The sequence below is a fragment of the Acidovorax sp. 106 genome (assembly GCF_003663825.1).
In the GTDB taxonomy this organism is placed as follows: Bacteria; Pseudomonadota; Gammaproteobacteria; order Burkholderiales; family Burkholderiaceae_C; genus Acidovorax.
The window spans coordinates 2,413,134-2,436,642 of record NZ_RCCC01000001.1; the positions used below are offsets into that span (position 1 = coordinate 2,413,134).

21 protein-coding genes are annotated in these 23,509 nt (G+C 63.6%); 16 read left to right on the plus strand and 5 right to left on the minus strand.

Annotated features, from left to right (window positions below):
- The first annotated feature begins 32 nt into the window (after positions 1-32).
- The 8 genes from C8C98_RS10810 to C8C98_RS10845 all read left to right on the plus strand — a co-directional run bounded on the left by C8C98_RS10810 (position 33) and on the right by C8C98_RS10845 (position 8,285).
- Positions 33-1,115 carry a type II asparaginase gene (locus C8C98_RS10810; protein ID WP_121454268.1) on the plus strand — a complete coding sequence of 361 codons (1,083 nt, stop codon included), beginning with the start codon at positions 33-35 and terminating at the stop codon, positions 1,113-1,115.
- Positions 1,116-1,557: 442 nt separating this feature from the next.
- On the plus strand, positions 1,558-2,472 hold the full coding sequence (gene glyQ / locus C8C98_RS10815; protein ID WP_099657799.1) for a glycine--tRNA ligase subunit alpha: 915 nt from the start codon (positions 1,558-1,560) through the stop codon (positions 2,470-2,472).
- The gene (locus C8C98_RS10820) at positions 2,472-2,774 is read left to right on the plus strand and encodes an antibiotic biosynthesis monooxygenase (protein WP_121454269.1); all 303 of its coding nucleotides are present in this window, start codon (positions 2,472-2,474) and stop codon (positions 2,772-2,774) included. The genes glyQ and C8C98_RS10820 overlap by 1 nt, the downstream gene beginning before the upstream one ends.
- Before the next feature lie 8 nt (positions 2,775-2,782).
- A complete protein-coding gene (glyS, locus tag C8C98_RS10825) occupies positions 2,783-4,966 on the plus strand; it encodes a glycine--tRNA ligase subunit beta (protein ID WP_121454270.1) in 2,184 nt (727 codons plus the stop codon).
- Between the two features lie 240 nt (positions 4,967-5,206).
- Positions 5,207-5,821: a D-glycero-beta-D-manno-heptose 1,7-bisphosphate 7-phosphatase gene (gene gmhB, locus C8C98_RS10830; RefSeq protein WP_121454271.1), complete on the plus strand. Its 615-nt coding sequence runs from the start codon at positions 5,207-5,209 to the stop codon at positions 5,819-5,821.
- A 66-nt stretch (positions 5,822-5,887) separates the two neighbouring features.
- Entirely contained in the window at positions 5,888-6,700 is an 813-nt protein-coding gene (locus C8C98_RS10835) for a 1-acyl-sn-glycerol-3-phosphate acyltransferase (protein ID WP_121454272.1), read from the plus strand.
- Positions 6,700-7,806: a M48 family metallopeptidase gene (locus tag C8C98_RS10840; protein WP_121454273.1), complete on the plus strand. Its 1,107-nt coding sequence runs from the start codon at positions 6,700-6,702 to the stop codon at positions 7,804-7,806. Before C8C98_RS10835 ends, C8C98_RS10840 begins: the two co-directional genes overlap by 1 nt.
- 59 nt (positions 7,807-7,865) lie before the next feature.
- The gene (locus C8C98_RS10845) at positions 7,866-8,285 is read left to right on the plus strand and encodes a rhodanese-like domain-containing protein (protein WP_121454274.1); all 420 of its coding nucleotides are present in this window, start codon (positions 7,866-7,868) and stop codon (positions 8,283-8,285) included.
- 138 nt (positions 8,286-8,423) lie between these two features.
- On the opposite strand, the gene lysM is transcribed toward C8C98_RS10845, so the two are convergent.
- Entirely contained in the window at positions 8,424-8,924 is a 501-nt protein-coding gene (gene lysM, locus C8C98_RS10850) for a peptidoglycan-binding protein LysM (RefSeq protein ID WP_121454275.1), read from the minus strand.
- A 226-nt stretch (positions 8,925-9,150) separates the two neighbouring features.
- On the opposite strand from lysM, the gene C8C98_RS10855 reads away from it, so the two are divergent.
- Positions 9,151-9,927, plus strand: coding sequence for a type III pantothenate kinase (locus C8C98_RS10855; protein ID WP_121454276.1), 777 nt, complete (start codon positions 9,151-9,153; stop codon positions 9,925-9,927).
- Positions 9,928-10,127: 200 nt separating this feature from the next.
- Here the strand turns inward: C8C98_RS10855 and C8C98_RS10860 are convergent, their stop codons facing one another.
- The 3 genes from C8C98_RS10860 to C8C98_RS10870 form a co-directional block, all read right to left on the minus strand.
- Complete coding sequence (locus C8C98_RS10860) at positions 10,128-10,907, minus strand: hypothetical protein (RefSeq protein WP_121454277.1); 780 nt, start codon at positions 10,905-10,907, stop codon at positions 10,128-10,130.
- Positions 10,908-10,969: 62 nt separating this feature from the next.
- Positions 10,970-11,647 (minus strand): TetR/AcrR family transcriptional regulator, encoded by a 678-nt coding sequence (locus tag C8C98_RS10865; RefSeq protein ID WP_121454278.1) that lies wholly within the window; start codon positions 11,645-11,647, stop codon positions 10,970-10,972.
- A 295-nt stretch (positions 11,648-11,942) separates the two neighbouring features.
- Positions 11,943-12,509, minus strand: a complete 567-nt coding sequence (locus C8C98_RS10870) for a phasin family protein (protein WP_121454279.1) — start codon at positions 12,507-12,509, stop codon at positions 11,943-11,945.
- 183 nt (positions 12,510-12,692) lie between these two features.
- On the opposite strand from C8C98_RS10870, the gene rfbB reads away from it, so the two are divergent.
- From rfbB to rfbC, 5 genes are all read left to right on the plus strand, one after another.
- Positions 12,693-13,775 (plus strand): dTDP-glucose 4,6-dehydratase, encoded by a 1,083-nt coding sequence (rfbB, locus tag C8C98_RS10875; RefSeq protein ID WP_121454280.1) that lies wholly within the window; start codon positions 12,693-12,695, stop codon positions 13,773-13,775.
- Entirely contained in the window at positions 13,772-14,662 is an 891-nt protein-coding gene (gene rfbD, locus C8C98_RS10880) for a dTDP-4-dehydrorhamnose reductase (protein WP_121454281.1), read from the plus strand. Before rfbB ends, rfbD begins: the two co-directional genes overlap by 4 nt.
- A gap of 68 nt (positions 14,663-14,730) precedes the next feature.
- Positions 14,731-15,627 (plus strand): glucose-1-phosphate thymidylyltransferase RfbA, encoded by an 897-nt coding sequence (gene rfbA, locus C8C98_RS10885; protein WP_121454282.1) that lies wholly within the window; start codon positions 14,731-14,733, stop codon positions 15,625-15,627.
- Between the two features lie 32 nt (positions 15,628-15,659).
- Entirely contained in the window at positions 15,660-17,531 is a 1,872-nt protein-coding gene (locus C8C98_RS10890; RefSeq protein ID WP_121454283.1) for a tetratricopeptide repeat protein, read from the plus strand.
- Positions 17,528-18,076 (plus strand): dTDP-4-dehydrorhamnose 3,5-epimerase, encoded by a 549-nt coding sequence (rfbC, locus tag C8C98_RS10895; RefSeq protein WP_121454284.1) that lies wholly within the window; start codon positions 17,528-17,530, stop codon positions 18,074-18,076. Before C8C98_RS10890 ends, rfbC begins: the two co-directional genes overlap by 4 nt.
- 27 nt (positions 18,077-18,103) lie before the next feature.
- Here the strand turns inward: rfbC and C8C98_RS10900 are convergent, their stop codons facing one another.
- Complete coding sequence (locus tag C8C98_RS10900) at positions 18,104-20,107, minus strand: beta-galactosidase (RefSeq protein WP_121454285.1); 2,004 nt, start codon at positions 20,105-20,107, stop codon at positions 18,104-18,106.
- Between the two features lie 401 nt (positions 20,108-20,508).
- Here C8C98_RS10900 and gspE point away from each other — a divergent pair, with 401 nt between their 5' ends.
- Both gspE and C8C98_RS10910 read left to right on the plus strand, forming a co-directional pair.
- Complete coding sequence (gene gspE / locus C8C98_RS10905; protein ID WP_121454286.1) at positions 20,509-22,236, plus strand: type II secretion system ATPase GspE; 1,728 nt, start codon at positions 20,509-20,511, stop codon at positions 22,234-22,236.
- Positions 22,229-23,500: a type II secretion system F family protein gene (locus C8C98_RS10910; RefSeq protein WP_121454287.1), complete on the plus strand. Its 1,272-nt coding sequence runs from the start codon at positions 22,229-22,231 to the stop codon at positions 23,498-23,500. Before gspE ends, C8C98_RS10910 begins: the two co-directional genes overlap by 8 nt.
- The last annotated feature ends 9 nt before the right edge of the window (positions 23,501-23,509 follow it).

The window sequence follows — 23,509 nt, forward strand, 5'->3', positions numbered from 1 at the left end:
CGGGCCCCGCAAAATCATCTGGAGACTTTTTCATGCATATTTCTTCTTCGTCCTCGTCCATCACCCGCCGCTGGTTTGCGGGTGTAGTGCTCTCGGCCCTGTCTGCAGCCGCCATGGCCCAGGCAGCCCAGCCCCATGTGGTGGTGCTGGCCACGGGCGGCACCATTGCGGGTGCAGGCGCCTCGGCCGCCAACAGCGCGACCTACGCCGCCGCCAAGGTGCCGGTGGACAAGCTGCTGGCAGGCCTGCCAGAGCTGGCCAACGTGGCCAAGGTGTCGGGCGAGCAAGTGTTCCAGATCGCCTCTGAAAGCTTCACCAACGAGCACCTGCTCAAGCTCGGTCAGCGCGTCTCGGCCCTGACCAAGCAGGCCGATGTGGACGGTATCGTCATCACCCACGGTACCGACACACTGGAAGAAACCGCGTACTTCCTGAACCTGGTCGTGCGCACCACCAAGCCCATCGTGGTCGTGGGCTCCATGCGCCCCGGCACGGCCCTGTCGGCCGACGGCACGCTGAACCTGTACGACGCCGTGAGCGTGGCAGCCAGCAAGGACGCCGCTGGCAAGGGCGTGCTCGTCACCATGAACGACGAAATCCAGAGCGGTCGCGATGTGAGCAAAACCATCAACATCAAGACAGAAGCCTTCAAGAGCCAATGGGGCCCGCTGGGCATGGTGGTGGAAGGCAAGAACTACTGGTTCCGTGCCCCCGTCAAGCGCCACACCGCGCAGTCTGAATTCAACATCGATGACATCAAGGCCCTGCCTGCCGTGGACATCGTGTACGGCTACGGCAACATGAACACCACCGGCATCGAAGCCTACGGCAAGGCTGGCGTGAAGGCGCTGATCCACGCGGGCACGGGCAACGGCTCGGTGGCGGCCCAGGCCGTGGAATCGCTCAAGACCCTGCGCTCGCAAGGCGTGCAAGTGATCCGTGCGGCCCGCGTGCCCGATGGCTTTGTGCTGCGCAATGCCGAGCAGCCCGACGACAAGTACGACTGGGTGGTGGCTCACGACCTGCGCCCGCAAAAGGCCCGCATCCTGGCCATGGTCGCTTTGACCAAGACCCGCGACAGCAAGGAACTGCAGCGCATTTTCTGGGAGTATTGATCCCCCCTGAGTCGCTTCGCGCCTTCCCCCTGAGGGGGACGCACCCGGTGGCCTGGCAAAGCCAGCTCCACGGGTGCGCTGGCTTGAAGACGCGCCCTGTGGATGCGTCTTCGGGCGATGAAAGCTGCAGGCGACATTTGGAACGAGACTTGGCGCACCCAATGTGCGCCGACAGGCTGCCCGCAACGGTGGTCACTGGTGCGCAACGGCTTACGGCTGGCGTGACTGGTTGGGAAGGCTGGGGCTCCAAAAGAGCACCGGCCTTTTTTCATGGGCGCGTACTGTCGGCGCGTCAATCGGTGGCCGGGCTGGCTGCGCCGTAAAATCAGGGGTTGCACCGGCGGCCGGGGTGCTGTGCTTTGAGCGCAGTGCGCTGGCCGACCCGCCTTTTCATTCTTTCTTATTGCCCGGCCCTGGCCCTGCCAGAGTGCCTTTCAAAGCCATGTTGACATTCCAACAAATCATTTTGAAGCTGCAGTCCTATTGGGACGCGCAGGGTTGCGCCCTTTTGCAACCCTATGACATGGAAGTGGGCGCAGGCACCTCGCACACCGCCACCTTCCTGCGCGCCATTGGCCCCGAGCCTTGGAAGGCCGCCTACGTGCAGCCCAGCCGCCGCCCCAAGGACGGCCGCTACGGCGAGAACCCCAACCGTTTGCAGCACTACTACCAGTACCAGGTGGTGCTCAAGCCCGCACCGGCCAACATCCTGGAGCTCTATCTGGGCAGCCTCGAAGCGCTGGGCTTTGACCTCAAGAAAAACGACATCCGCTTCGTCGAAGACGATTGGGAAAACCCGACGCTGGGCGCCTGGGGCCTGGGCTGGGAAGTCTGGCTCAACGGCATGGAGGTCACGCAGTTCACCTACTTCCAGCAGGTGGGCGGCATCGACTGCAAGCCTGCTACGGGCGAAATCACCTACGGCCTGGAACGCCTGGCCATGTACCTGCAGGGCGTGGACAACGTCTACAACCTGAAGTGGACCGACACCCTGAGCTACGGCGACGTGTACAAGCAAAACGAGGTGGAGCAGTCCACCTACAACTTCGAGCACAGCGACGCGGACTTTTTGTTCACCGCCTTCAATGCGCACGAAAAGCAGGCCAAGTACCTCATGGAACAGCAACTGGCCTTGCCCGCTTATGAGCAAGTGCTCAAGGCTGCGCACAGCTTCAATCTGCTGGACGCCCGTGGCGCCATCAGCGTGACCGAGCGCGCCGCTTACATCGGCCGCATCCGCAACCTGGCCCGCGCCGTGGCGCAAAGCTACTACGAAAGCCGCGAACGCCTGGGCTTCCCCATGGCGCCGCGCGAGTGGGTGGAGCAAATGGCACCCACGGCCAAGAAGGCCGCCTGATGGTTCTGGAGATTGCCGCCCTGCAGATCAAGCCCGGCCAGACGGCCGCGTTTGAGCAGGCCTTTGCCCAGGCGCAGCGCATCATTGCGTCCATGCCCGGGTACCAAGGGCACGAGCTGCAGCATTGCGTGGAAGATGACCACCAGTACGTGCTGCTGGTGCGTTGGGCCACGCTGCAAGACCACACCGAGGGCTTTCGCGGCTCTCCCCAATACCAGGAATGGCGCACGTTGCTGCACCATTTCTACGACCCCTTTCCTACCGTGCTGCACTACAACGCGGTCACACCGTCTTTGAGCTGATTGATCCCATGACCACCCAAAATCTCCTCGTCGAACTGTTTGTGGAAGAGCTGCCCCCGAAGGCGCTGCAGAAGCTGGGCGACGCCTTCGCCACGGTGCTGGCCGACCAGCTCAAGGCACAGGGCCTGGCCACTGCGGCATCCCTTGTCACGCCGTTCGCATCGCCCCGCCGCCTGGCTGCGCACGTGACCACTGTGGCCGACAAGGCCGCCGACAAGGCCGTGCAGCAAAAGCTGATGCCCGTGACCGTGGGCCTGGATGCCAGCGGCAACGCCACGCCCGCGCTGCTCAAAAAGCTGCAGGCGCTGGGTGCCGATGTGTCCGACCCCGCAGCCGCTGTGGCCGCCTTGAAGCGCGCCCAGGACGGCAAGGCCGAAGCCCTGTTCTACGACAGCGTGGTGCCCGGCGCGACGTTGCAAGCGGGCTTGCAAAAGGCGCTGGATGAAGCCATTGCCAAGCTGCCCATCCCCAAGGTGATGAGTTACCAGTTGGAGACCGACTGCGAGTTGCCCGGCTGGAGCAGTGTGAACTTTGTGCGCCCCGCGCACGGCCTGGTGGCGCTGCACGGCGCCGCCGTGGTGCCCGTCAAGGCGCTGGGTCTGACGGCTGGCAACAGCACCACCGGCCACCGCTTTGAAGCGGCCGTGTCGCCCGTGGTGCTGGCAGACGCCGACAGCTACGCCGCCACGCTGAAAAAAGACGGTGCCGTGATCGCATCGTTTACCGAGCGCAAGGCCGAGATCGCCCGCCAGCTGGCCGCAGCGGCTGCGAAGGTTGGCAACGGTGCCTGCCCCATCGAAGACGAAGCCTTGCTGGACGAAGTGACCGCTCTGGTCGAGCGGCCCAATGTGGTCATCTGCCAGTTTGAAGAGCAGTTCCTGGGCGTGCCGCAAGAGTGCCTCATCCTCACGATGAAGGCCAACCAGAAGTACTTCCCGCTGCTGGACGCTGCGGGCAAGCTGACCAACAAGTTCCTGGTGGTCAGCAACATCAGCCCCGAAGACACCAGCTTTGTGACCGGCGGCAACGAGCGCGTGGTGCGCCCCCGTCTGGCCGATGCGAAATTCTTCTTTGACCAAGATCGCAAGAAGACCCTGGCCTCGCGCGTTGAAGGCCTCTCCAAGGTGGTCTATCACAACAAGCTGGGCACCCAAGGCGAGCGTGTGGAGCGCGTGCGCGCCATCGCCAAAGCCATTGCACAACAACTGGGCGATGCGCAACTGGTGCAGGATGCCGACCAAGCCGCATTGCTGGCCAAGACCGACCTCGTGACCGACATGGTGGGCGAGTTCCCTGAGCTGCAAGGCATCATGGGCGGCTACTACGCCCTGAACGACGGCCTGGGCGAGACCGTTGCGCACGCCATTGAAGACCACTACAAGCCCCGCTTTGCCGGCGATGCACTGCCCCGCAACACGGCAGGCGTGGTGGTGGCCCTGGCTGACAAGCTCGAAACCCTGGTCGGCATGTTCGGCATCGGCAACCTGCCCACCGGCGACCGCGACCCCTTCGCGCTGCGCCGCCACGCGCTGGGCGTGATCCGCATGCTGGTCGAAAAAGATGTGCCGTTGAAGTTGGTTGATGAGCTTCTGGTGCTTGCTTCAAACGCCTTTAATGGTTGGCAGGAGCGGCAATCAGATCCTGCAGAAGCGGGTTTCCAGTTTGGTGCCAATTCCCTGAAGCTGCGTGACTTCATCTATGACCGCCTGGCAGGCGGCCTGCGAGAGCAGGGCTACAGCACCCAGGAGGTGGACGCCGTGCTGGCCCTGCGCCCACAGCGTCTGGCCTTGATCGAGAAGCAACTGGCCGCAGTCCGCGCCTTCGCGTCATTGCCCGAAGCCCCGGCCCTGGCAGCCGCCAACAAGCGCGTCCGCAACATCCTGAAAAAGGCCGAGGTCGAAGGCGCAGTGGACGCGCATGTGAACCCCGCCTTGTTGCAAGAGCAGGCTGAGAAAGACCTGTTTGTCGCCCTGCAGCGCTTTGTGCCGGAGGCCAATGCGCAGTTTGGCGCGGGCGACTACACCGCCAGCCTGCAAACCCTGGCGGTGCTGCGTGCGCCAGTGGATGCGTTCTTTGACGATGTGATGGTCAACGCTGAGCAACTGGATGTGCGGATGAATCGCCTGGGCCTGCTCAAAAGCCTGCACGAGGCGATGAACCGCGTGGCTGACTTGTCGCGCTTGGCTGCATGAACATGGGGCAACCCCCTGAGGCGCTTTGCGCCTTCCCCCTTCTCTCGAATCGCTGCGCGGTGCGGGAAGGGGGACGCCACCGGCGCACGCCAGCGAAGCGCCGCATGCGCAGCTTGGCAGCCCTTGCGCGGTGGCCGCTGGCTTTTGCCATGCTGGATCCGAGTTCCGTGGGCGCAGTGTGGCAGCTCTCCAGGCTGAAACGCCTTCTGCTAGGCTGATGGTTGCGACAAAGGGGATGCCATGAAACTCGCCATCTTGGACCGTGACGGCCTGCTCAACGCCTTGGGCGATGACTACATCACCTCGGCAGACGACTGGGTGGCCGTGCCTGGTGCGCTCGAGGCCATTGCCCGGCTGAACCATGCGGGCTGGCATGTGGTGGTGGCCACCAACCAGCCTGGGCTGGGGCGGGGGTTGCTGGACGTGGTGGCGCTCAATGCCATCCACGCCAAGCTGTACAGGCAGGTGGCCGCTGTGGGCGGGCGCATTGACGCGGTTTTCTACTGCCCGCATGCGGCCGATGAAGAGTGCTCCTGCCGCAAGCCCGCACCGGGCCTGTTGGAGCAAATTTGTGACCGCTATGGCGTGGAGCCGCACGATGTGCTGGTGGTGGGCAATTGCCTGGCGCACCTGCAAGCCGGTGCCGCCCTGGGCGCGCAGTTGCATGTGGTGTGCACCGGGCACGCCGCCGCCCTGGTGCCAGGGCAGCCCTTGCCCGCCGTGTGGCCGCAAGGCACGCAGGTGCATGCCAGCCTGGCGCAGTGGGTGGAGCAATTGCTGCCCGCCACGGCCCAGGCATCGCCCCCACCTGCGCCACCCTCGGCGCCCCCTGCAGTGCCTGGTGTGGCGGCTTGATACTATAAAAACAATAGCTGCCTGCGCTTATTTATCAAGCGCTAGCGGCCTGAAAGACTCATAACTATGGCGTTGATCCGATCCATCATCCATATGCTGTGGATGGCCATCACCGTGGTGCCCTACACGCTCGCCATTTTGCTGGCGTCGCTGCTGGGCCTGCGCGGTGCACCGGTGTACCGCATTGCGCGCGCTTGGCTGGCGCTGAGCGTGAACAGCGCGCGCCCGCTGCTGGGCATTCACTACCGCATCACCGGCGCGGAGCATTTGCCCAAGGACGCGCAGGGCGGTGCGGTGCTGCTGGTCAAGCACCAGTCCACCTACGAGACGTTTTTGATGCCCGCCATCATGCCGCGCCCGCTGGCCTATGTGTTCAAGAAAGAGCTGCTGTACGTGCCGTTTTTCGGCTGGTCCATCGGGCGGCTGGACATGATCCACATCGACCGCAGTGCCCGTGCACGGGCCTTCCATAAAGTGGTGCAGCAGGGCAAGGCGCTGCTGGCCAAAGGCACCTGGGTCATCATGTTCCCTGAAGGCACTCGGGTGGAGCGGGGCGAAAAGGGCCAGTACAAAAACGGCGGCACGCGGCTGGCCATCGAAGCGGGCGCGCCGGTGATCCCGATCGCCGTGACCTCGGCCAAGGTGTGGCCGCGCAAGGCCTTCATCAAGCGCCCCGGCGTGGTGGACGTGTCCATTGGCCAGCCCATCCCCACGGCGGGTCGGCAGTCGGACGAGCTGATGCGCGAGGTGGAGGCCTGGATCGAAGCCGAAATGCGTCGCCTGGACCCCGAAGCCTACCGCGATGCCCCCGCGCTGGCATCCCCAAGAGACGCAGCGGCGCAGCCGCCAGCGCCCACCGAAGCCAGCGACGGCCTGTGATGGAGCGACTGGTGCAATTGGCGCTGGACCTGTTTGACCCGCAGGGCGTGCAGCGCAGCGTGGCGCCCGCCCCAGGGGGGGCGCCTGTGCCCGCGTCGACCCTGGCCAAGGCCCCGGGGGGCCGTACGCCACCCGCGCGGCCTGGGCGCCAGCGGGCGGCCCCGGTGCCGCAGGGTTTGAAGCAAAAAAGGCCGCCAGCGCCCATTGATAAAGCGCTGGCAGCTCCTGAAATCATAGCAATTCAGCCTTTGCGCAGCGCTCCGCCTGCGCCCATCGCATCCTTGCTGCCCCCCACCGAATTCCGCCACCCCCAGGCCAACCGCGAGGTGTTGCTGGGCGATGCGCTGGTGGCTTACTCGCTGCACCGCTCGCGGCGCAGCACCATTGGCTTCACGGTGGGGGCCGATGGCCTGGCCGTGCGCGCCCCGACCTGGGTGGCCTTGTCGGCCGTGGACGGCGTGCTGCGCGAGCGCAGCGCCTGGGTGATGACCAAGCTGGTGCAGGCGCGCGAGCGCCAGCAGCGGCTGGAGGGCGGGCGCATCTGCTGGGCCAATGGTGTGGTGTTGCCCTACATGGGCCACCCCCTGCAGGTGGTGCTGGACCCGACCCAAACCCGCAGCGGGCGGGGCGGGGCGCTGGTGGCTGCAGAGCCCGCCCTGAGTCCAACCCCGGCGGACGCAGCCCAGCCCCCCGAGGCCCTGGCCACAGACACCCCTGCGCAGCTGTTCATCGGGCTGCCCGCAGACGCCAGCGTGGCGCAAATCCGCGACGCCGTACTGGCCTGGCTGATGCGCGATGCGCGCCGCCACTTCATCGAGCGGCTGGACCACTTTGCCCCGCTGCTGGGCGTGCAGTGGACCAGCCTGCGCCTGTCCAGCGCCGAAACCCGCTGGGGCAGCGCCAAGGCCGATGGCTCCATCCGCCTGAACTGGCGGCTGGTGCACTACCGCCCGGCCGTCATCGACTACGTGGTAGCCCACGAGCTGGCCCACCTGCGGGTGATGGACCACAGCCCCCGCTTTTGGAACACCGTGGCCACCGTGGTGCCCGACTACGCCGCGCTGCGCAACCACCTGCGCGAAGAGCCTGCGCCGCTGCTGGATTAGCCACGCCGGCGCCCACTGCCCCATCTGCCCAACGTCCGAGAGACACAAGGAAACCGCCCATGACCTCCCCCCAAGCCATCGCCCCGGCCGCAGGCTACGCCGGTGACATCACCCCCCAGCAAGCCTGGCAGTGGGTGCAGGGCGGCACCGCCGTGCTGGTGGACGTGCGCAGCAGCGCTGAGCTGGAGTGGGTGGGCCGCGTGCCTGGTGCTGCTGCCGTGCCGTGGAAGCAATGGCCCGGCATGGCCATGAACCCTGACTTTGATGCCCAACTGCGCGCTGCCGTGCCCCAGGGCCAGAGCGTGGTGCTGCTGTGCCGCAGCGGCGTGCGCTCCATCGCCGCCGCCAAGCGCGCGACCGAGCTGGGGCTCACGGCCTACAACATCCTTGAAGGCTTTGAAGGCGACCCGGACGACAACGGCCAGCGCGGGCGCAAGGGGGGCTGGCGCTTTCATGGCTTGCCCTGGCGGCAGGGCTGAGCGCGCACCCTGAGACCGCCTCTGCAGGGGGCTTTTCATCCCGGCGTATGCCAGGAAATAAATAAATGCTCCTAAAAAAAGAGCTGCCAGCGCTTGATATACAAGCGCTGGCAGCTCTTTTTGCTTAAAGACTGTAGCTCACTGGGCCAGTGGCGGAATGCGCAGTTTCTGGCCGGGGTAGATCTTGTCGGGGTGGCTGAGCATGGGCTTGTTCGCCTCGAAAATCACGGGGTACTTGTTGGCATCGCCGTAGAACTTCTTGGCAATGGCCGACAGTGTGTCGCCGCGCACCACGTCGTGGTATTGGGCTTCGGGCGCGGGGGCCGAAACGGCCATCAGGTTGTCCACGTCTTTCACGCTGGCCACGTTGCCGCAGCACAGGGTGACTTTCTCCTTGGCCTCTTGCGTGGGGGCCTGGCCTTGCACCTCCACCTTGCCGCTGGTGCCGTCAAACGCCACCTGCACGCCTTGCACGCCTAGGTTTTGCGAGGCGATATAGGCCTCAATGGCGCGTGCCGCCTTGTCGTTCAGGTCTTGCAAGGGGGCAGGGTTGCTGCCCGCTTGGGCCGCTGCGGCTTCCACCTCTTTGCCGCCAAACAGCTTTTCGCCCGCTTCTTTGATGAAACTGAAAAGACCCATGAGATACCTCCTAGTGGTGCCAATGTTGGAAGGCCCACTGTAGAGCGAATGTGCGACAAAAGGGTGTAGGTCAAGCGCGTATGAAGATTTTTGACAATTGCCCGGGCTGACTTGCCGCGCGCCTTGGCCCGCCGTGGCAGCCGGTTCGTCCGGTAGATGACTGTGCCTGTATCTTTGTGTATCCCCCGTTTCGAGGGGCTTGGCAAAACTCGGGATAATCCGCCCCATGACATTTCTGGCCATCGACGTCGGCAACACCCGTCTCAAATGGGCGTTGTACGACGCTCACCGCCCCGGCGCAGCGCTCATCGCGCACGGCGCCGAGTTCCTTGACAACATCGACCGCCTGGCCGAAATCAGCTGGGCCCAATTGCCCGTGCCCACGCGCATGCTGGGCTGCGTGGTCGCCGGAGATGCTGCCAAGCGCCGGGTGCAAGAGCAGATGGAGCAAATGGTGCGTTGGGACGTGGCACCGCAGTGGGTGGTGTCGTCGGCCGAAGAAGCGGGGCTCACCAACGGCTACGACTACCCCTCGCGCCTGGGCTCGGACCGTTGGGTGGCCATGGTGGGCGCGCGCCACCATGTGCTGGCCCAAGGGCCCGCGCGGCCGCTGGTGGTGGTGATGGTGGGCACGGCGGTGACGGTGGAGTGCATCGATGCTGAGGGCAAGTTTCTGGGCGGGCTCATCTTGCCGGGCCACGGCATCATGCTGCGCGCGCTGGAGACCGGCACCGCCGGGCTGCATGTGCCCACGGGCGAGGTGCAGACCTTTCCGACCAACACCAGCGATGCCCTGACCAGCGGCGGCACCTATGCCATTGCCGGGGCCGTGGAGCGCATGTACCAGCACCTGCTGCAGCACTGCGGGCAAGAGCCCGCCTGCATCATGACCGGCGGCGCGGGCTGGAAGATGGCGCCCAGCATGACCCGGCCGTTTGAGCTGGTGGACAACCTGATTTTTGACGGCCTCTTGGAGATTGCAGCGCGCCGCTTTGGCGGTTGATTGGGAGCGAGGTGCCAGGGGCGTGCCAAGCTCATATCCACGCGCCTCAACCCTCACCGCCATCCGCTTTCACATCTACTGTTCTCGTCCCAAACCGTTCCCGTTCCAAACCGTTCGGGCTGAGCTTGTCGAAGCCAGGGCGCAGACCGTGAGACCGTGCTGTCCCTGCGCAGTCCCCAGGGCGCGCCGGGTAGTGGGCATCAACCCTCTTCGTGCAGCTCAGTGCGGGCCATGGCCACGTGCAGCTCTTCCATCGCATCCAGCGGCTCGCAGGCGGCGGCCCGCTCGTACAGTGCCGTCGCTTCGTCCATGCGGGCTTCGCCTTCGAGCATGACCAGGGCGTTGGCGTAGTCCACCAGTCCAATGGCCGAGCCAGGGTGCAGCGCCAGCGCCTCTTCAAACAGCTGCAGCCCTGCCTCTTTCTTGGCGCCGTAGGTCATGCCGCCAATCAAGGCGCCCACCTTGTCGATCACCTCGGCGTGGAAGGTGCCCAAGGCAATGCGCGCCTCGACATGTCGGGGCGACAAGGCGATGGCTTTTTCGAGCGACTCTTTGATTTGCTGCCCCAGCCCTTGTGCCAGGGCCTTGGCCACGCTGATGCCCTGGCAATACCGGCCCAGCGCATAGGCGTTCCAGTACCAGGCGTTGGCGTGCTGTGGGTCTGCGGCAGCCTGGGCCTGGGCACGTTCTGCCACCTGCATGAACAGGTCGAGCCGGGTCTTTTCGCGCGGCTCCAGGTAGGTGGCGTACACCGCCGTGGCTTTGTTGGCCGCAGTGATGCCCGCGCCGCCCGCCGCCAGCCCGGCGGCCACGGCCTGCTCGAACTCGCCGTTGTGAAACAGCACCCAGGCCTGCAGCGCGCCGGGGTCTTGTGGGCAAGGCTCGGCATCGCCCAGGTGCAGCCGGGCCCATTGTTGTTGCACACGGATGGCGTCCCAGGCGTAGTCGCTGGTGTGGGGGAAGGGGGTCCAGTGGGCCATGGTGTGTCTCCTCGGTGTTGTTGTGGGCTTGGGTGGAGTGGGGTGCGGGTGGCCTTGGGCGGTCAGGGGGCTGTGCCTTCGGCCTGGGGTGGGGCGTAGGCCCCCGTCAGCGCCTGCAGGTGGTTGCGCTGCGCTGCATCCAGGTAGGGCAGCAACAGGCTCAGCACATGCTGGGCGCCCCGCAGCAGTGCTTGCTGGGCGTTGGCGGGCTCCAGCGCGTGGCGTGGGTCGCGCACGTATTCGTAGCTGAGCCAGTAGGTCAGCACCACCACCATGCTGGTGGCGGTGGTGTGCTGGGTGGGGGTGTCCATGTGCAGTGCCTGGGCCGCGCACATGCCTTGCAGCAGGGTTTGCACGGCGTGCTCTTTGCGCTGCAGCACGGCTTGCAGGTGGGTTTCGAGCCTGCGGTTCTTGGACAACAGGTCGTTCAGGTCGCGGTACAAAAACCGGTACTGCCAGATCAGCTCAAACAGGGTGTGCAGAAAGAACCACGCGTCTTCCACGTTGTGCACGCTGTCGCTGGCCTGCAGCAACTCGTTCAGCGCGGCTTCGTACTGATCGAACAGCGTGTTGATCAGCGCATCTTTGGCGGGGTAGTGGTAGTACAGGTTGCCGGGGCTGATGCGCAGCTCGGCAGAGATCAGGGTGGTGGAGACATTGGGTTCGCCGAACCGGTTGAACAGGTCCAGCGTCACTTCCAGAATGCGTTGTGCCGTACGGCGCGGCGCTTTCTTGGCCATGGGTGTCGCCCCCTTCCTGCGGTGTTGTAGGTGTCTCCGGGGCGCTGCTGTCACGTCGCGTTGCCAAAGGCTACCGAGGTACACGGCGCCGCGACTCGCTTAGAAGCTCCCTGGCACTTACTCTAACCCAGCCAAAAATGCTGCAGTGCGGCATACCCCAAGGAATTTCCTAGGGATTTCCCATGGCGCGGTGCCGCTGCACTGCCAGCTTGCAACGCAGCCGGGCGCTCGCTGCGGACTCTCACGCACCGCTGATTTCAATGATTCGGTGGACTGGGTTGTGCGGCGCTGGAGATTACTTGGCCGCTGGCTTGCGTGCGCGGGGCGCTGCCCTTTTGGTGGGTGTGGGGTGGGTGGCCTTGCCTGCGGTCTTTCCGGCGGCTTTGCCTGTCGTTCTGCCTGCGGTTTTGGCGGTTGCCTTGGCTGAGCGCGGGGCGCTGGTCTTGCGGGCCTGGGCCAACTCGGCGGTCAGGGCGTCAATGCGGTCGTGCAGGGCTTGCAGGTCCCGCGCGGTGGGGATGCCCAGCCGCCCCAGGGCCTTGGCCACGCGGTCTTCAAAAATCGTCTCCAGCTTGTCCCACTGGCCTGCGGCGCGCGAGCCCATCTCGCCCGCTGCGCTGGCCATGCGCTGCGTGGCCTCGGTGATCTTTTCTTCTGCCACGGTCTGGGTCTTGCGCTGCAGGGTGGTGCCTTCCTTCACCAGCGCCTCAAACACCTTGCCGCCCTCTGCCTGGGCCTTGGAGAACGCGCCCAGCCCCGCCAGCCAAATCTGCTGCGCCGATTCCTTGACCGCATCGCTCAACGGCACGCCGCCCAAGGGGTTGCCGTCTGTGCCAAAGGGAAAAGATTTCTTGCTTGCCATCGAGAGCCTCCTGTCGGGGATAGTGAATACACACAACAAGCACTGTACGGTGCGCGCTGGCCTATGGGCTAGGTGAGGCTGTCTAGACCCATCCGGGCTGGCGGTAAATCCCGTTACATGCCTGTGTCTGTGGATGGGATAATCCCCAGCTTCGCCTGCAGGCGTATCAACACTGCCCTTCCTATGATTTTGGTAACTGGCGGCGCCGGCTTCATTGGCGCCAACTTCGTGCTCGACTGGATTGCCAACGGCGACGAGCCCGTGGTCAACCTCGACAAACTCACCTACGCAGGCAACCTGCACAACCTCGCCAGCGTGCAGGGCAACCCCCGCCACGTCTTTGTGCAGGGCGACATTGGCGACACCGCCTTGCTCGCGCGCCTGCTGGCCGAGCACCAGCCCCGTGCCATCGTCAACTTCGCGGCCGAATCGCATGTGGACCGCTCCATCCACGGCCCCGAAGACTTCATCCAAACCAACGTGGTCGGAACCTTCAGGCTTTTAGAGGCTGCAAGGCAATACTGGCAAGCGCTGCCAGCTATCAAAAAAGAAGCGTTCCGCTTCCTGCACGTCTCCACCGACGAGGTCTACGGCAGCCTGTCTGCCACCGACCCGGCCTTCACCGAAGACAACACCTACGAGCCCAACAGCCCGTACTCGGCCAGCAAGGCCGCGTCTGACCACCTGGTGCGTGCATGGCACCACACCTACGGCCTGCCGGTGCTCACCACCAACTGCAGCAACAACTACGGCCCGCTGCACTTCCCGGAAAAACTCATCCCCCTCATGATCGTCAACGCCCTGGCAGGCAAAAACCTGCCCGTGTACGGCGACGGCATGCAGGTGCGCGACTGGCTGTACGTGCGCGACCACTGCAGCGCCATCCGCCGCGTGCTCGAAGCTGGCCGCCTGGGCGAAACTTACAACGTCGGTGGCTGGAACGAAAAGCCCAACATCGACATCGTCAACACCGTGTGCGCCCTGCTCGACGAACTGCGCCCCCGCGCCGACGGCCAGAGCTACAAAACCCAAATCACCTACGTGACGGACCGCCCCGGCCACGACCGCCGCTACGCCATCGACGCCCGCAAGATCGAGCGCGAGCTGGGCTGGAAGCCCGCCGAGACCTTTGACACCGGCATCCGCAAGACGGTGCAGTGGTACCTGGACAACCCAGTGTGGGTGGCGCAGGTGCAGTCGGGTGCCTACCGCGAGTGGGTGCAAAAGCAGTACCAAGCCGACGCAAAGGCAGAGGTCGCAGCATGAACATCCTGCTCTTCGGCAAAGGCGGCCAGGTCGGCTGGGAGCTGCAACGCAGCCTGGCCGTGCTGGGCCAAGTCACGGCCTTGGACCATGACAGCACCGACCACTGCGGTGACTTTGCCAACCCCGAAGGCATCGCCGCCACCGTGCGGGCCCTCAAGCCCGATGTCATCGTCAACGCCGCCGCCCACACCGCTGTAGACAAGGCCGAGAGCGAGCCCGAGCTGGCCCGCCTGCTCAACGCCACCACGCCCGGCGTGCTGGCCCGCGAGGCCGCCGCCCTGGGCGCCTGGCTGGTGCACTACAGCACCGACTACGTGTTCGACGGCAGCGGCACCCGCCCCTGGGTTGAAACCGACACCCCCGCGCCCCTGAGCGTGTACGGCCGCACCAAGCTCGAAGGCGAGCAGCTCATCCAGCAATCGGGCGCCAAGCACCTCATCCTGCGCACCAGCTGGGTGTATGCCGCGCGCGGCGGCAACTTCGCCAAGACCATGCTGCGCCTGGCGCAAGAGCGCGAGCGCCTTACCGTCATCGACGACCAGTGGGGCGCCCCCACCGGTGCCGAACTGCTGGCCGACGTCACCGCCCACGCCATCCGCCACCTGCAGCAGCGCCCGCAAGACGCGGGCCTGTACCACCTGGTGGCAGGCGGCGAAGTGACCTGGAATGGTTACGCAAAATTCGTGATAGAGCACGCCAATAAAGCGCAATCAGCTATAAAAATCGTAGCTAAAGAGATTGCGCCTGTGCCTACCAGCGCCTTCCCCACCCCCGCCGTGCGCCCCCGCAACTCGCGTTTGGACACCTCCAAGCTGCAAGCCACCTTCGGCCTCACCTTGCCGCACTGGCAAGCCGGGGTTGAGCGCATGCTGACCGAAATCCTGTAAGCACATTGGCTGCGGCGCACCGTGCGCCTCTGCACGTACTTCCAAGCCCCTTTACGGACCCGCCCCCCATGACCCCATCCACCTCCCAGCGCAAAGGCATCATCCTGGCCGGCGGCTCCGGCACGCGCCTGCACCCGGCCACCCTGGCCATCAGCAAGCAACTGCTGCCGGTGTACGACAAGCCCATGATTTACTACCCGCTCAGCACCCTCATGCTGGCGGGCATCCGCGACATCCTGGTCATCAGCACCCCGCAAGACACGCCACGCTTTGAGCAACTGCTGGGCGACGGCAGCCAATGGGGCCTGAACCTGCAATACGCCGTGCAAGCCAGCCCCGACGGCCTGGCGCAGGCCTTTGTGATTGGCGAGCCATTCGTTGGCAACGCCCCCTCGGCCCTGGTGCTGGGCGACAACATCTTCCACGGCCACGACTTCCATGAACTGCTGGGCAACGCCAGCGTCCGCACCGAGGGCGCCAGCGTCTTCGCCTACCACGTGCACGACCCCGAGCGCTACGGCGTTGCCGAATTCGACGCACAAGGCCGGGTCCTGTCCCTGGAAGAAAAGCCCAAAATCCCCAAGTCCAGCTACGCCGTCACCGGCCTGTACTTCTACGACAACCAAGTCGTAGACCTGGCCAAGGGCCTCAAGCCCTCCGCTCGGGGCGAGTACGAAATCACCGACCTGAACCGCCTGTACCTGGAGCAAGGCCAGCTCAACGTCGAGATCATGGGCCGAGGCTACGCCTGGCTGGACACTGGCACCCACGAAAGCCTGCTCGAAGCCGGCCAATTCATTGCCACCCTGGAACACCGCCAGGGCCTCAAAATCGCCTGCCTGGAAGAAATCGCCTGGCGCCAGCGCTGGATCGACGACGCCCAGCTAGAACGCCTTGCCCAGCCGCTCACCAAGAGCGGGTATGGGCAGTATTTGATGCGGGTGCTTAAAGAGAGAATTTACTGAACGGGTCCAACCGATTTGTCAGCCGACCGCCCATGAATCCAGCACAAGAGCCTGCCACCATCCTGCTGCAGCAAGGCCTCGCCCTGCAAAAAAGTGGCCAGCTGCAAGCTGCTGAACAAGCTTATGCAGCGTCAATCGCGCAAGCCCCCCACAATCCACTGGCATTGCACTTGTTGGGCACGGCGGTGGGGCAGCAGGGGCGCTGGATGGAGGCGATAGGGTGGCTGCAGAAAAGCCTTCGCCTGCACCCTGCGGACCCCAAGGCCTGGAACAACCTGGCGACCGCCTTTTTGGATTCCGGCCAATGCCAGCGCGCCAAAGAGGCTGCCGAGCGCGCCCTGGCCTTGGCGCCCGAGTACCCGGCTGCACAGCTGTCTTGGGCCAGTGCGTGTTACGGGCTCAAGCAGTTTGCCGATGGGTTGCGGGTGGCGCGCACGCTGGTCGTTCACCCTGGGCTGTCCAGGCTCGCGTGGCTGTGCGTTTGGCGATGTGCCGGGGCGCTGTGTGACTGGTCTGCCCAGCAGGAAGCCGCTGCTCATCTCCAGCAGTGCCTTGACCAGGGGGATATGCTGTTGCCAGCGTTCGATGCCCTGGCCTTCGCAGATGACCCGGCACTGCACCGCCGTACAGCGCAATTTTTGGCAGACAAGTTGGCTGCAACGCGAGCGGTTCCACCCCGCCTGTTGCCTGTGCCGTCGCCCTCCCAGCCGCCAGGCAGCGGGCGCATTAAGTTGGCCTACCTGTCGGCAGATTTTCACGACCACGCCACCGCTTACTTGATGGCAGAGCTGTTTGAGCGGCACGACAAGGGCCGTTTTGAAACCGTGGCAATCTCTTTTGGCCCGGACAGCGAATCTCCCATGCGCAAGCGTTTGCACCGGGCGTTTGACCAGTTCTGGGATGTGCGCGACTGCACTCCCGCGCAAGTGGCTGAGCGCATGGTGCAGGCCGGGATAGACATCGCCGTGGACCTCAAAGGCCACACCCGCGACAGCCGCCCGGCCATCTTGCTGCGCAAGCCTGCCCCCATCATCGTCAACTACCTGGGCTACCCGGGCACCATGGGGTCACCAGTGTTCGACTACCTGGTCGGTGATTCCATCGTTACCCCCGCTGAGCATGCGCCCCTCTACGATGAACAACTGGTGCAGTTGCCGCATAGCTACCAGGTCAACGACACCCAGCGGCCTTTGGCGGTGACTGCGTCCAGTCGTGCCGATGAAGGGCTGCCTGCACAGGGCGTGGTGTTTGCGGCATTCAATAACGTCTATAAGGTCACGCGTCCGTTTTTTCAGGCCTGGATGCGGCTGCTGCAAGCGGTGCCGGGCAGCGTGCTCTGGCTCATCAGCGACGACCCCGAGGTGCAAGCCAACTTGCGCCGCGAAGCTGTCCGCAGCGGTGTAGAGCCCATGCGGCTGGTGTTCGCCAAGGGCGTGCCCCTGGCGCAGCACCTGGCTCGCCATGTCCATGCGGACATGCTGCTGGACAACCTGCCTGTCAACGCCCACACCACCACCAGCGACGCGCTCTGGGCAGGGGTTCCTGTCGTTACCTGCATGGGGCAGGCATTTGCTGGTCGCGTAGCTGCCAGCCTTTTGCATGCTGTGGGTTTGCCAGAATTGGTAACGCATTCGCTGGCTGACTACGAGGCATTGGCTCTTCGCTTGGCTACCCAGCCTGCGGAGCTTCAACGTTTACGGTCTCACTTGCAGGCGGCACGCGCCACGGCGCCTCTTTTTGACACCGTGCGATTTACCCGGTATCTGGAGACTGCATACCTTTGTATGCACCAACGCAGGCTGCAGGGCCTGTCGCCCGCTGGCTTTGCTGTCCCCGATGTCATTGGTGCGCCCGTCAAGGCTCTGCACTCAACCCCTACCTCATTCCAAATCTCTCAGTCATGAACGTTACTGCTACCTCCATCCCCGACGTCAAGCTCATCGAACCCAAGGTGTTCGGTGATGCCCGTGGTTTCTTCTTCGAAAGCTTCAACCAGAAGGCCTTCAATGACGCCACAGGTACCGCACACGAGTTCGTGCAAGACAACCACAGCCGCAGTGCCAAAGGCGTGCTGCGCGGTTTGCACTACCAGATCCAACAACCCCAGGGCAAGCTGGTGCGCGTGGTGCACGGCGCGGTGCTGGATGTCGCGGTGGACATCCGCAAAAGTTCGCCTACTTTTGGACAATGGGTGGCCGAGGAGCTGAGCGAAGACAACCACCGCCAGTTGTGGGTGCCGCCAGGCTTTGCGCACGGGTTTGTGGTGCTCAGCGAGATGGCCGAGTTTTTGTACAAAACCACCGATTACTACGCGCCGCAGTTTGAGCGCAGCATTGCCTGGAACGATCCATCCCTGTCCATTGACTGGCGCCTTCAGGGTGCTCAGCCATTGTTGTCGGCCAAGGATGCACAGGGGCTCAGCTTGTCTGCGGCCGAAGTGTTTGCCTGAGCCTGGTGCTGCCGTGTGAGGGGCAGGTTAGCGGCTTTCGCCAGCAAGTGCCTTCTGTACAGCGGGATACAGCACGTCTGAGCCAAATTGGGGGTTTTGCGGGTCGATCGAGAAAATGTTGTGCCCCCGCTCAACACGTTGCCCTTCCCAGCGGGGCTCCATGAAGAAGGACAGAAATTTCGCTCCCCGTTGGCTGTGTTGGTCCAGTGTGCGCATGAGTGCTTTGGCAGTCATGGGCTTGAGTGGATGGAACTCCGTGACGCCGTAGCCATTGGCTTGTTGGGATGCAGGCTTGCCAGGTGCCGTGGGTCTTGCCGTCGCTTGCCTTTGTGCATACCACTGCGCAAACGAATTTCCGTATGCAGCCTCGCCGTAAAGACTCACGCCCAGCCCCGTGGTGGGCAATCCTGCCAGAGAGGTCTCCACGGCAAACTTTTGGGCGTCCCAACTGGGGTTGGTGAAGGGGATGATCTGGTGCGTGTAGGTTGGCGTTCCAGCCAGGCAGGATGGCAGCACCACTTGCCGTCCAAAATTCTCAATGTAGTCGGCCACTTGTTGCGCCCTGAAGGCTTGCCAAAGCGGGACCAGTGGGTTGTAGTAATAAGAACTTTGCTCTGCGGGGCCGTCCATGTAAGCCTGCCATTCCGAGGGGAGCGGTGTGGACGTGGGAAGCGTGCCTGCCATGGGTTGGGGCTGGGGGGTGGTTTGGCTGCGGTCCATGATGGCAACACGGCGCGACCCTAGGTGGAAAGCCGGTTCATCTCCGCGTTGCAGATAGATGTCCAGCTGGTGCACGCCGGTGGGCCAGGTGCGAAAGTCCAAGTCCACGCGCCAGCCGGTGTTCACGCTGCCAAACTCTGGCTTGGCTTGCGACACATCCTGCCTGCTCAGCGAGACGGGCGCTTTGCCTGCCAAGACGCCGTTGCGGTACACCAGCGCCTTCAGCGATGACCCGCTGCGGTCCCTGCCAGGGGCAAATGCCCAGCCAGAGACGGGCAGGCTACCCTGTGCAAAGGAGTCGATGTGCTCGTTGAAGTAGGCCAGTGGCTCGGTCCGAATGTCTTTGGATGGGGGAAGAACATTGTCAAACGACGCAAACTGCCCGCCTACTGCCCGATTCAGGTGTTCAATGCGGCCAAAGCGGTTTTGCAAAAAGCGCCTGAATCCCTGCTGTGAGATGGGGCTGTAGTCTGTGACCCTATAGGGCATGCCAAAGCCCATGCCTGTCTCAAAGTCTGGGAAGTAGTGGTGTACCTCCCCCAACAAAGTGATGGCGTGGATCTTTGCACGTTGCTTGGGCTCTAGCCTGCAGAGCGCCTGCACCATGGCACTGGCCGCCTCTTTGCGGCGAAGGTTCACTGGGGCGTCTGGGTCGGCAATGTTCCAGTAGTACACCGGCTCACCATAGTAGCTGCCCGGTGGCATGGCGCCATCGCGGGTTTGAGCGAGGTTGCGCGGGTCCTGGGCCAGCGCTTGCTCCAGAGGGGCGTGTGACGCAAAGTGCGTGGCAAACAGGTACACCACCACGGGCCGGTCGGTGTCGCGCACTGTGCGGGCCAGGCGTGCAATGCGTTCTTGGTTCAGTTGCCAGCTCCCCGCTTTTTCTTCAAACAGTTGCAGCAGCGGCACGGGCAGTGTGTAGCCCACCGGGTATCGGGGCGGTTTCGGGGCTCCGCTTGGGTAGAGGTCAGAGAGGGTCGACTCCACCAGTGGGGCTGCAGATCCAGCCACCCCGCTGCAGCTGACTCCAAGTGTGTCGAGTGCGTTGGCCGGGGCGTGCCCCGTTGCACTGACGGGGCCAGTGAGGGCTGTGGTCTTTGTCTGCAGGATGCATGGCTCAATGACCCCGATCATGGGTGCCAGCAGCATGGGGTCGCGTGTTGGCGCCCCTTGTCCTGAGTGCATGTGCAGCAGGACCATACCGCCAGCGCCTGCGGTCACCGCCAGCAAGCCTCCCAGTGTGGTTGCGATGAGGGACATCGGATGAGGGGTGCGGGCGGCGTCAGGCGCAGCAGGGTGGGTGATGGGCATGGCGGCGGTGTAAAGCGGCGTAACGTTATGCAAAGTGGTCAAAGGGCCTTGAAGGGCGCTTGTCTGGCCGGGTGATGGGGGGTGACTTCGACGGCGGTGAGCGGCTGCTGTTACCCGGGTTGCCCTGGTGACGGGCTTGGTGAGTCTCAAGCAAGGCTGAATGCTATGTAATTTATAGCTAAAAATATAAACAGTGCCAGCGCAGTCATCCTATTTTCCTCCTGTTTGTATGGTTGCCCCCTTGTGCGGGGTGGCGTTCTATTCTTCGACGGGTTGGGCGTGCGCGGCTACACTCTGGCCCTTTCGAGAAGCCAAGTGCTCGTGCGTATGGCTATCTAGGTGACCGATCCATAGATAGTTACAGGCTTTGGCGCGTGGCAGAGACATCGACGGCAATTTGAATGACCCCCACCCTAACTTCCGCTGCGACACCTGAGCCCTCTTTTGCTGCTGAGCGTGTGCGCTTGGGTGAGCTGCTGGTCAAGGCTGGCAAGCTGAGCGCGCGTGATCTGGAGCGTGCGCTTTCTGCCCAGCAAGAAATGGGCAGCTTGCTCGGCCAGGTGCTGGTGCAACTCGGTGTGGTCTCTGAGCTAGACGTAGCGCACGCTTTGGCGCAGCAATTGGGCTTGCCTTTCATCACGGCCGATGCATTTCCTTCGTCGCCGCCAGAGGTGCCAGGCCTTTTGCCAGAGTTCTTGCAGTCCAATGCCGTTTACCCCCTCAGCGTGATTGAGGGTGAGTTGGCTGTGGCCATGGCCCGTCCCCAGGACGCTTTTGTCGTCAAGGCGCTGCGCCTGACCACGGGCTTGGTAATACGACCCCACCTGGCGTTAGAGACCGACATTGAGAAGGCGCTTGCCGAGCCTGTCAATGAGGCCGTCGAGGATGAACAAGATGATTTGGACATCGGCAGCGACTCTGGCGACTTCGTAGAGCATCTCAAGGATCTGGCCAGCGAAGCTCCAGTGATTCGGTTGGTCAACGCCATTGTCAGCCGTGTCATCGATATGCGGGCGTCCGATATCCACCTGGAGCCCTTCGATGATGGTCTTCACGTGCGCTACCGCGTCGATGGTGTCATCCACAACGCAGAATTGGTGCCACCACGGCTGAGCGCCGCAGTGAACTCGCGCGTCAAGCTGCTGGCGCACCTGGACATTGCCGAGCGGCGCTTGCCCCAAGACGGGCGCATCAAAATGCGCGTGAAGGGGCGAGAGCTTGATCTGCGGGTGTCCACCGTGCCCACTGTGCACGGCGAAAGCGTGGTGATGCGGGTGCTGGACCGCGCCAGCGTTCGGCTGAACCTCGAGAAAATGGGGTTTGAGCGCGACACGTTGGAGCGATTCAACACCCTTTTGGCAAAACCCCATGGCATTTTGCTGGTCACCGGGCCCACGGGCTCAGGCAAAACCACCACGCTGTATGCCGCGCTGTCCAAGCTTGACTCCGCCACCCAGAAAATCATCACCGTGGAAGACCCGGTGGAATACCAGCTCGAAGGCATCAACCAAATCCAGGTGCATTCGCAAATCAACCTGACGTTTGCCAACGCGCTGCGCTCGATCCTGCGGCAGGACCCGGACATCATCATGATCGGTGAAATGCGCGATGGCGAGACCGCCCAGATCGCGGTGCAGTCCGCCCTGACGGGGCATTTGGTTCTCTCCACCCTGCACACCAACACGGCGGCGGGCGCCATCATCCGCATGCAGGACATGGGCGTGGAGCGTTACTTGATTACTTCTGCGGTCAATGGGGTGCTGGCCCAGCGCTTGGTGCGCACGCTGTGCGATGCCTGCAAAGAGCCCCATGCCATAGAGTCTGCGCTGTACGAAAGCTCTGGCCTTTCACGCTATTGCGCTCCCGACACACTGCTGTACCGCCCCGTGGGGTGCGACCAGTGCCGAGGCTCTGGCTACCGTGGCCGCACAGGCATCCATGAGCTGCTGGTGCTGGACGAGCCCATGCGCCGCGCCGTGCTGGAGGGGCGTGACGCCAGCGTACTCAACGGCATTGCAGTGCAGTCGGGCATGCTCAGCTTGCATGAAGACGGCTTGCGCAAGGTGGCTGCAGGGGTGACGACCCTCGACGAACTGGCACGCGTGACGCAGGACCAATCCGATGCCTGATTATTTTTGGCGGGCCGCTGCCGCTGACGGCAATGTGCTCACAGGGCAATTGGATGCGCCGAATGAGGCAGCTGTGCTCAAGCAACTGCGCGGCAGGGGGCTCACGCCGTTGGCCGTGCAAGACGCTGCATTGGCTGCCAGCAGTGGCATGGCCACGGCTGCCAATGCGAGTGCGGCTGCTGCGGCATCTGCTGGGTTCAAGCAACCCAAGGCGCGGGTGGACAAGAGCCCGGTCAAGTCTAAAGACGTGCTGGCGTTCACTTCTGAGTTGGCCATCATGTTGCGGGCAGGGCTTGCGCTCGATAACGCGCTGCGTGTGCTCATCGAGATGAGCTATAAGCCCGCCGTCAGTACGTTGCTGCAGGGCGTTCTTGAGGCCGTCAAAGGGGGAACGCCACTGAGCCGGGCATTGCAGGTCCATGCGGAATTGTTTGGTGATTTCTACATCAACATGGTCCGCTCCGGGGAGGCCAGTGGGCAGATGTCTGCAGTGCTGGACCGTTTGGTGGAGCACATGGAGCGCCAGCGTGCACTGCGCGAAAGTGTGATCTCTGCCACCATCTATCCAGCCATCTTGATCACTGTGGCGGTGCTATCGCTGATCGTGATGTTGGGCTTTGTGGTGCCGCAGTTTGAGAAGCTGTTTTCAGAAATGGGCGATGCACTGCCCATGCCAACCCGCATCGTGATGGGCTTGGGCAAGGCGTTCACCCAATATGGCCTGGTGATCGGCGTGGTGGCCGCAGCAGGTGGATGGCTGATGGCGCGGTGGCTGCGCTCGCCTTCGGGCAAGCGCTGGTGGCAAGCGCGTCTGCTGCGCATGCCCCTGGTGGGGCGCATTGCCCTGAAATACCAGCTGACACTTTTCTCTCGCTCACTGGGAACCCTTCTGGGCAATGGCGTTCCTATGCTCACCGCGCTGCACATTGCGTCTGACACGGTTGGGAATGTGGTGTTGCAGCAAGCGTTGGTGCGGGTGGCGCCCATTGTTAAAGAGGGCGGGCGCGTGGTGCAGGCTATTCAGGCCACAGGCATTTTTGAACCCTTGGCCATCAACTTGGTTCGCGTGGGTGAAGAGACTGGGCGCGTGGGCCCCATGATGCTGGAGTTGGCGTCCATCCTGAACCGCGAAGTAGAAACGGGCATCAAACGCCTCTTGACCCTGGTGGAGCCCGTGCTGATTTTGGTGCTCGGCGTCTTGATTGCCGCCATCATCGTTTCCATCCTGATGGGAATACTTTCCGTCAACGACCTCGCCGTATAGGTCCACTGT

What these genes read in the sequence shown, in the direction of transcription:
- C8C98_RS10810 (WP_121454268.1), top strand. Translation starts at nt 33, where the DNA reads ATGCATATTTCTTCTTCGTCCTCGTCCATCACCCGCCGCTGGTTTGCG.
- glyQ (WP_099657799.1), top strand. Translation starts at nt 1,558, where the DNA reads ATGTTGACATTCCAACAAATCATTTTGAAGCTGCAGTCCTATTGGGAC.
- C8C98_RS10820 (WP_121454269.1), top strand. Translation starts at nt 2,472, where the DNA reads ATGGTTCTGGAGATTGCCGCCCTGCAGATCAAGCCCGGCCAGACGGCC.
- glyS (WP_121454270.1), top strand. Translation starts at nt 2,783, where the DNA reads ATGACCACCCAAAATCTCCTCGTCGAACTGTTTGTGGAAGAGCTGCCC.
- gmhB (WP_121454271.1), top strand. Translation starts at nt 5,207, where the DNA reads ATGAAACTCGCCATCTTGGACCGTGACGGCCTGCTCAACGCCTTGGGC.
- C8C98_RS10835 (WP_121454272.1), top strand. Translation starts at nt 5,888, where the DNA reads ATGGCGTTGATCCGATCCATCATCCATATGCTGTGGATGGCCATCACC.
- C8C98_RS10840 (WP_121454273.1), top strand. Translation starts at nt 6,700, where the DNA reads ATGGAGCGACTGGTGCAATTGGCGCTGGACCTGTTTGACCCGCAGGGC.
- C8C98_RS10845 (WP_121454274.1), top strand. Translation starts at nt 7,866, where the DNA reads ATGACCTCCCCCCAAGCCATCGCCCCGGCCGCAGGCTACGCCGGTGAC.
- lysM (WP_121454275.1), bottom strand. Translation starts at nt 8,924, where the DNA reads ATGGGTCTTTTCAGTTTCATCAAAGAAGCGGGCGAAAAGCTGTTTGGC.
- C8C98_RS10855 (WP_121454276.1), top strand. Translation starts at nt 9,151, where the DNA reads ATGACATTTCTGGCCATCGACGTCGGCAACACCCGTCTCAAATGGGCG.
- C8C98_RS10860 (WP_121454277.1), bottom strand. Translation starts at nt 10,907, where the DNA reads ATGGCCCACTGGACCCCCTTCCCCCACACCAGCGACTACGCCTGGGAC.
- C8C98_RS10865 (WP_121454278.1), bottom strand. Translation starts at nt 11,647, where the DNA reads ATGGCCAAGAAAGCGCCGCGCCGTACGGCACAACGCATTCTGGAAGTG.
- C8C98_RS10870 (WP_121454279.1), bottom strand. Translation starts at nt 12,509, where the DNA reads ATGGCAAGCAAGAAATCTTTTCCCTTTGGCACAGACGGCAACCCCTTG.
- rfbB (WP_121454280.1), top strand. Translation starts at nt 12,693, where the DNA reads ATGATTTTGGTAACTGGCGGCGCCGGCTTCATTGGCGCCAACTTCGTG.
- rfbD (WP_121454281.1), top strand. Translation starts at nt 13,772, where the DNA reads ATGAACATCCTGCTCTTCGGCAAAGGCGGCCAGGTCGGCTGGGAGCTG.
- rfbA (WP_121454282.1), top strand. Translation starts at nt 14,731, where the DNA reads ATGACCCCATCCACCTCCCAGCGCAAAGGCATCATCCTGGCCGGCGGC.
- C8C98_RS10890 (WP_121454283.1), top strand. Translation starts at nt 15,660, where the DNA reads ATGAATCCAGCACAAGAGCCTGCCACCATCCTGCTGCAGCAAGGCCTC.
- rfbC (WP_121454284.1), top strand. Translation starts at nt 17,528, where the DNA reads ATGAACGTTACTGCTACCTCCATCCCCGACGTCAAGCTCATCGAACCC.
- C8C98_RS10900 (WP_121454285.1), bottom strand. Translation starts at nt 20,107, where the DNA reads ATGCCCATCACCCACCCTGCTGCGCCTGACGCCGCCCGCACCCCTCAT.
- gspE (WP_121454286.1), top strand. Translation starts at nt 20,509, where the DNA reads ATGACCCCCACCCTAACTTCCGCTGCGACACCTGAGCCCTCTTTTGCT.
- C8C98_RS10910 (WP_121454287.1), top strand. Translation starts at nt 22,229, where the DNA reads ATGCCTGATTATTTTTGGCGGGCCGCTGCCGCTGACGGCAATGTGCTC.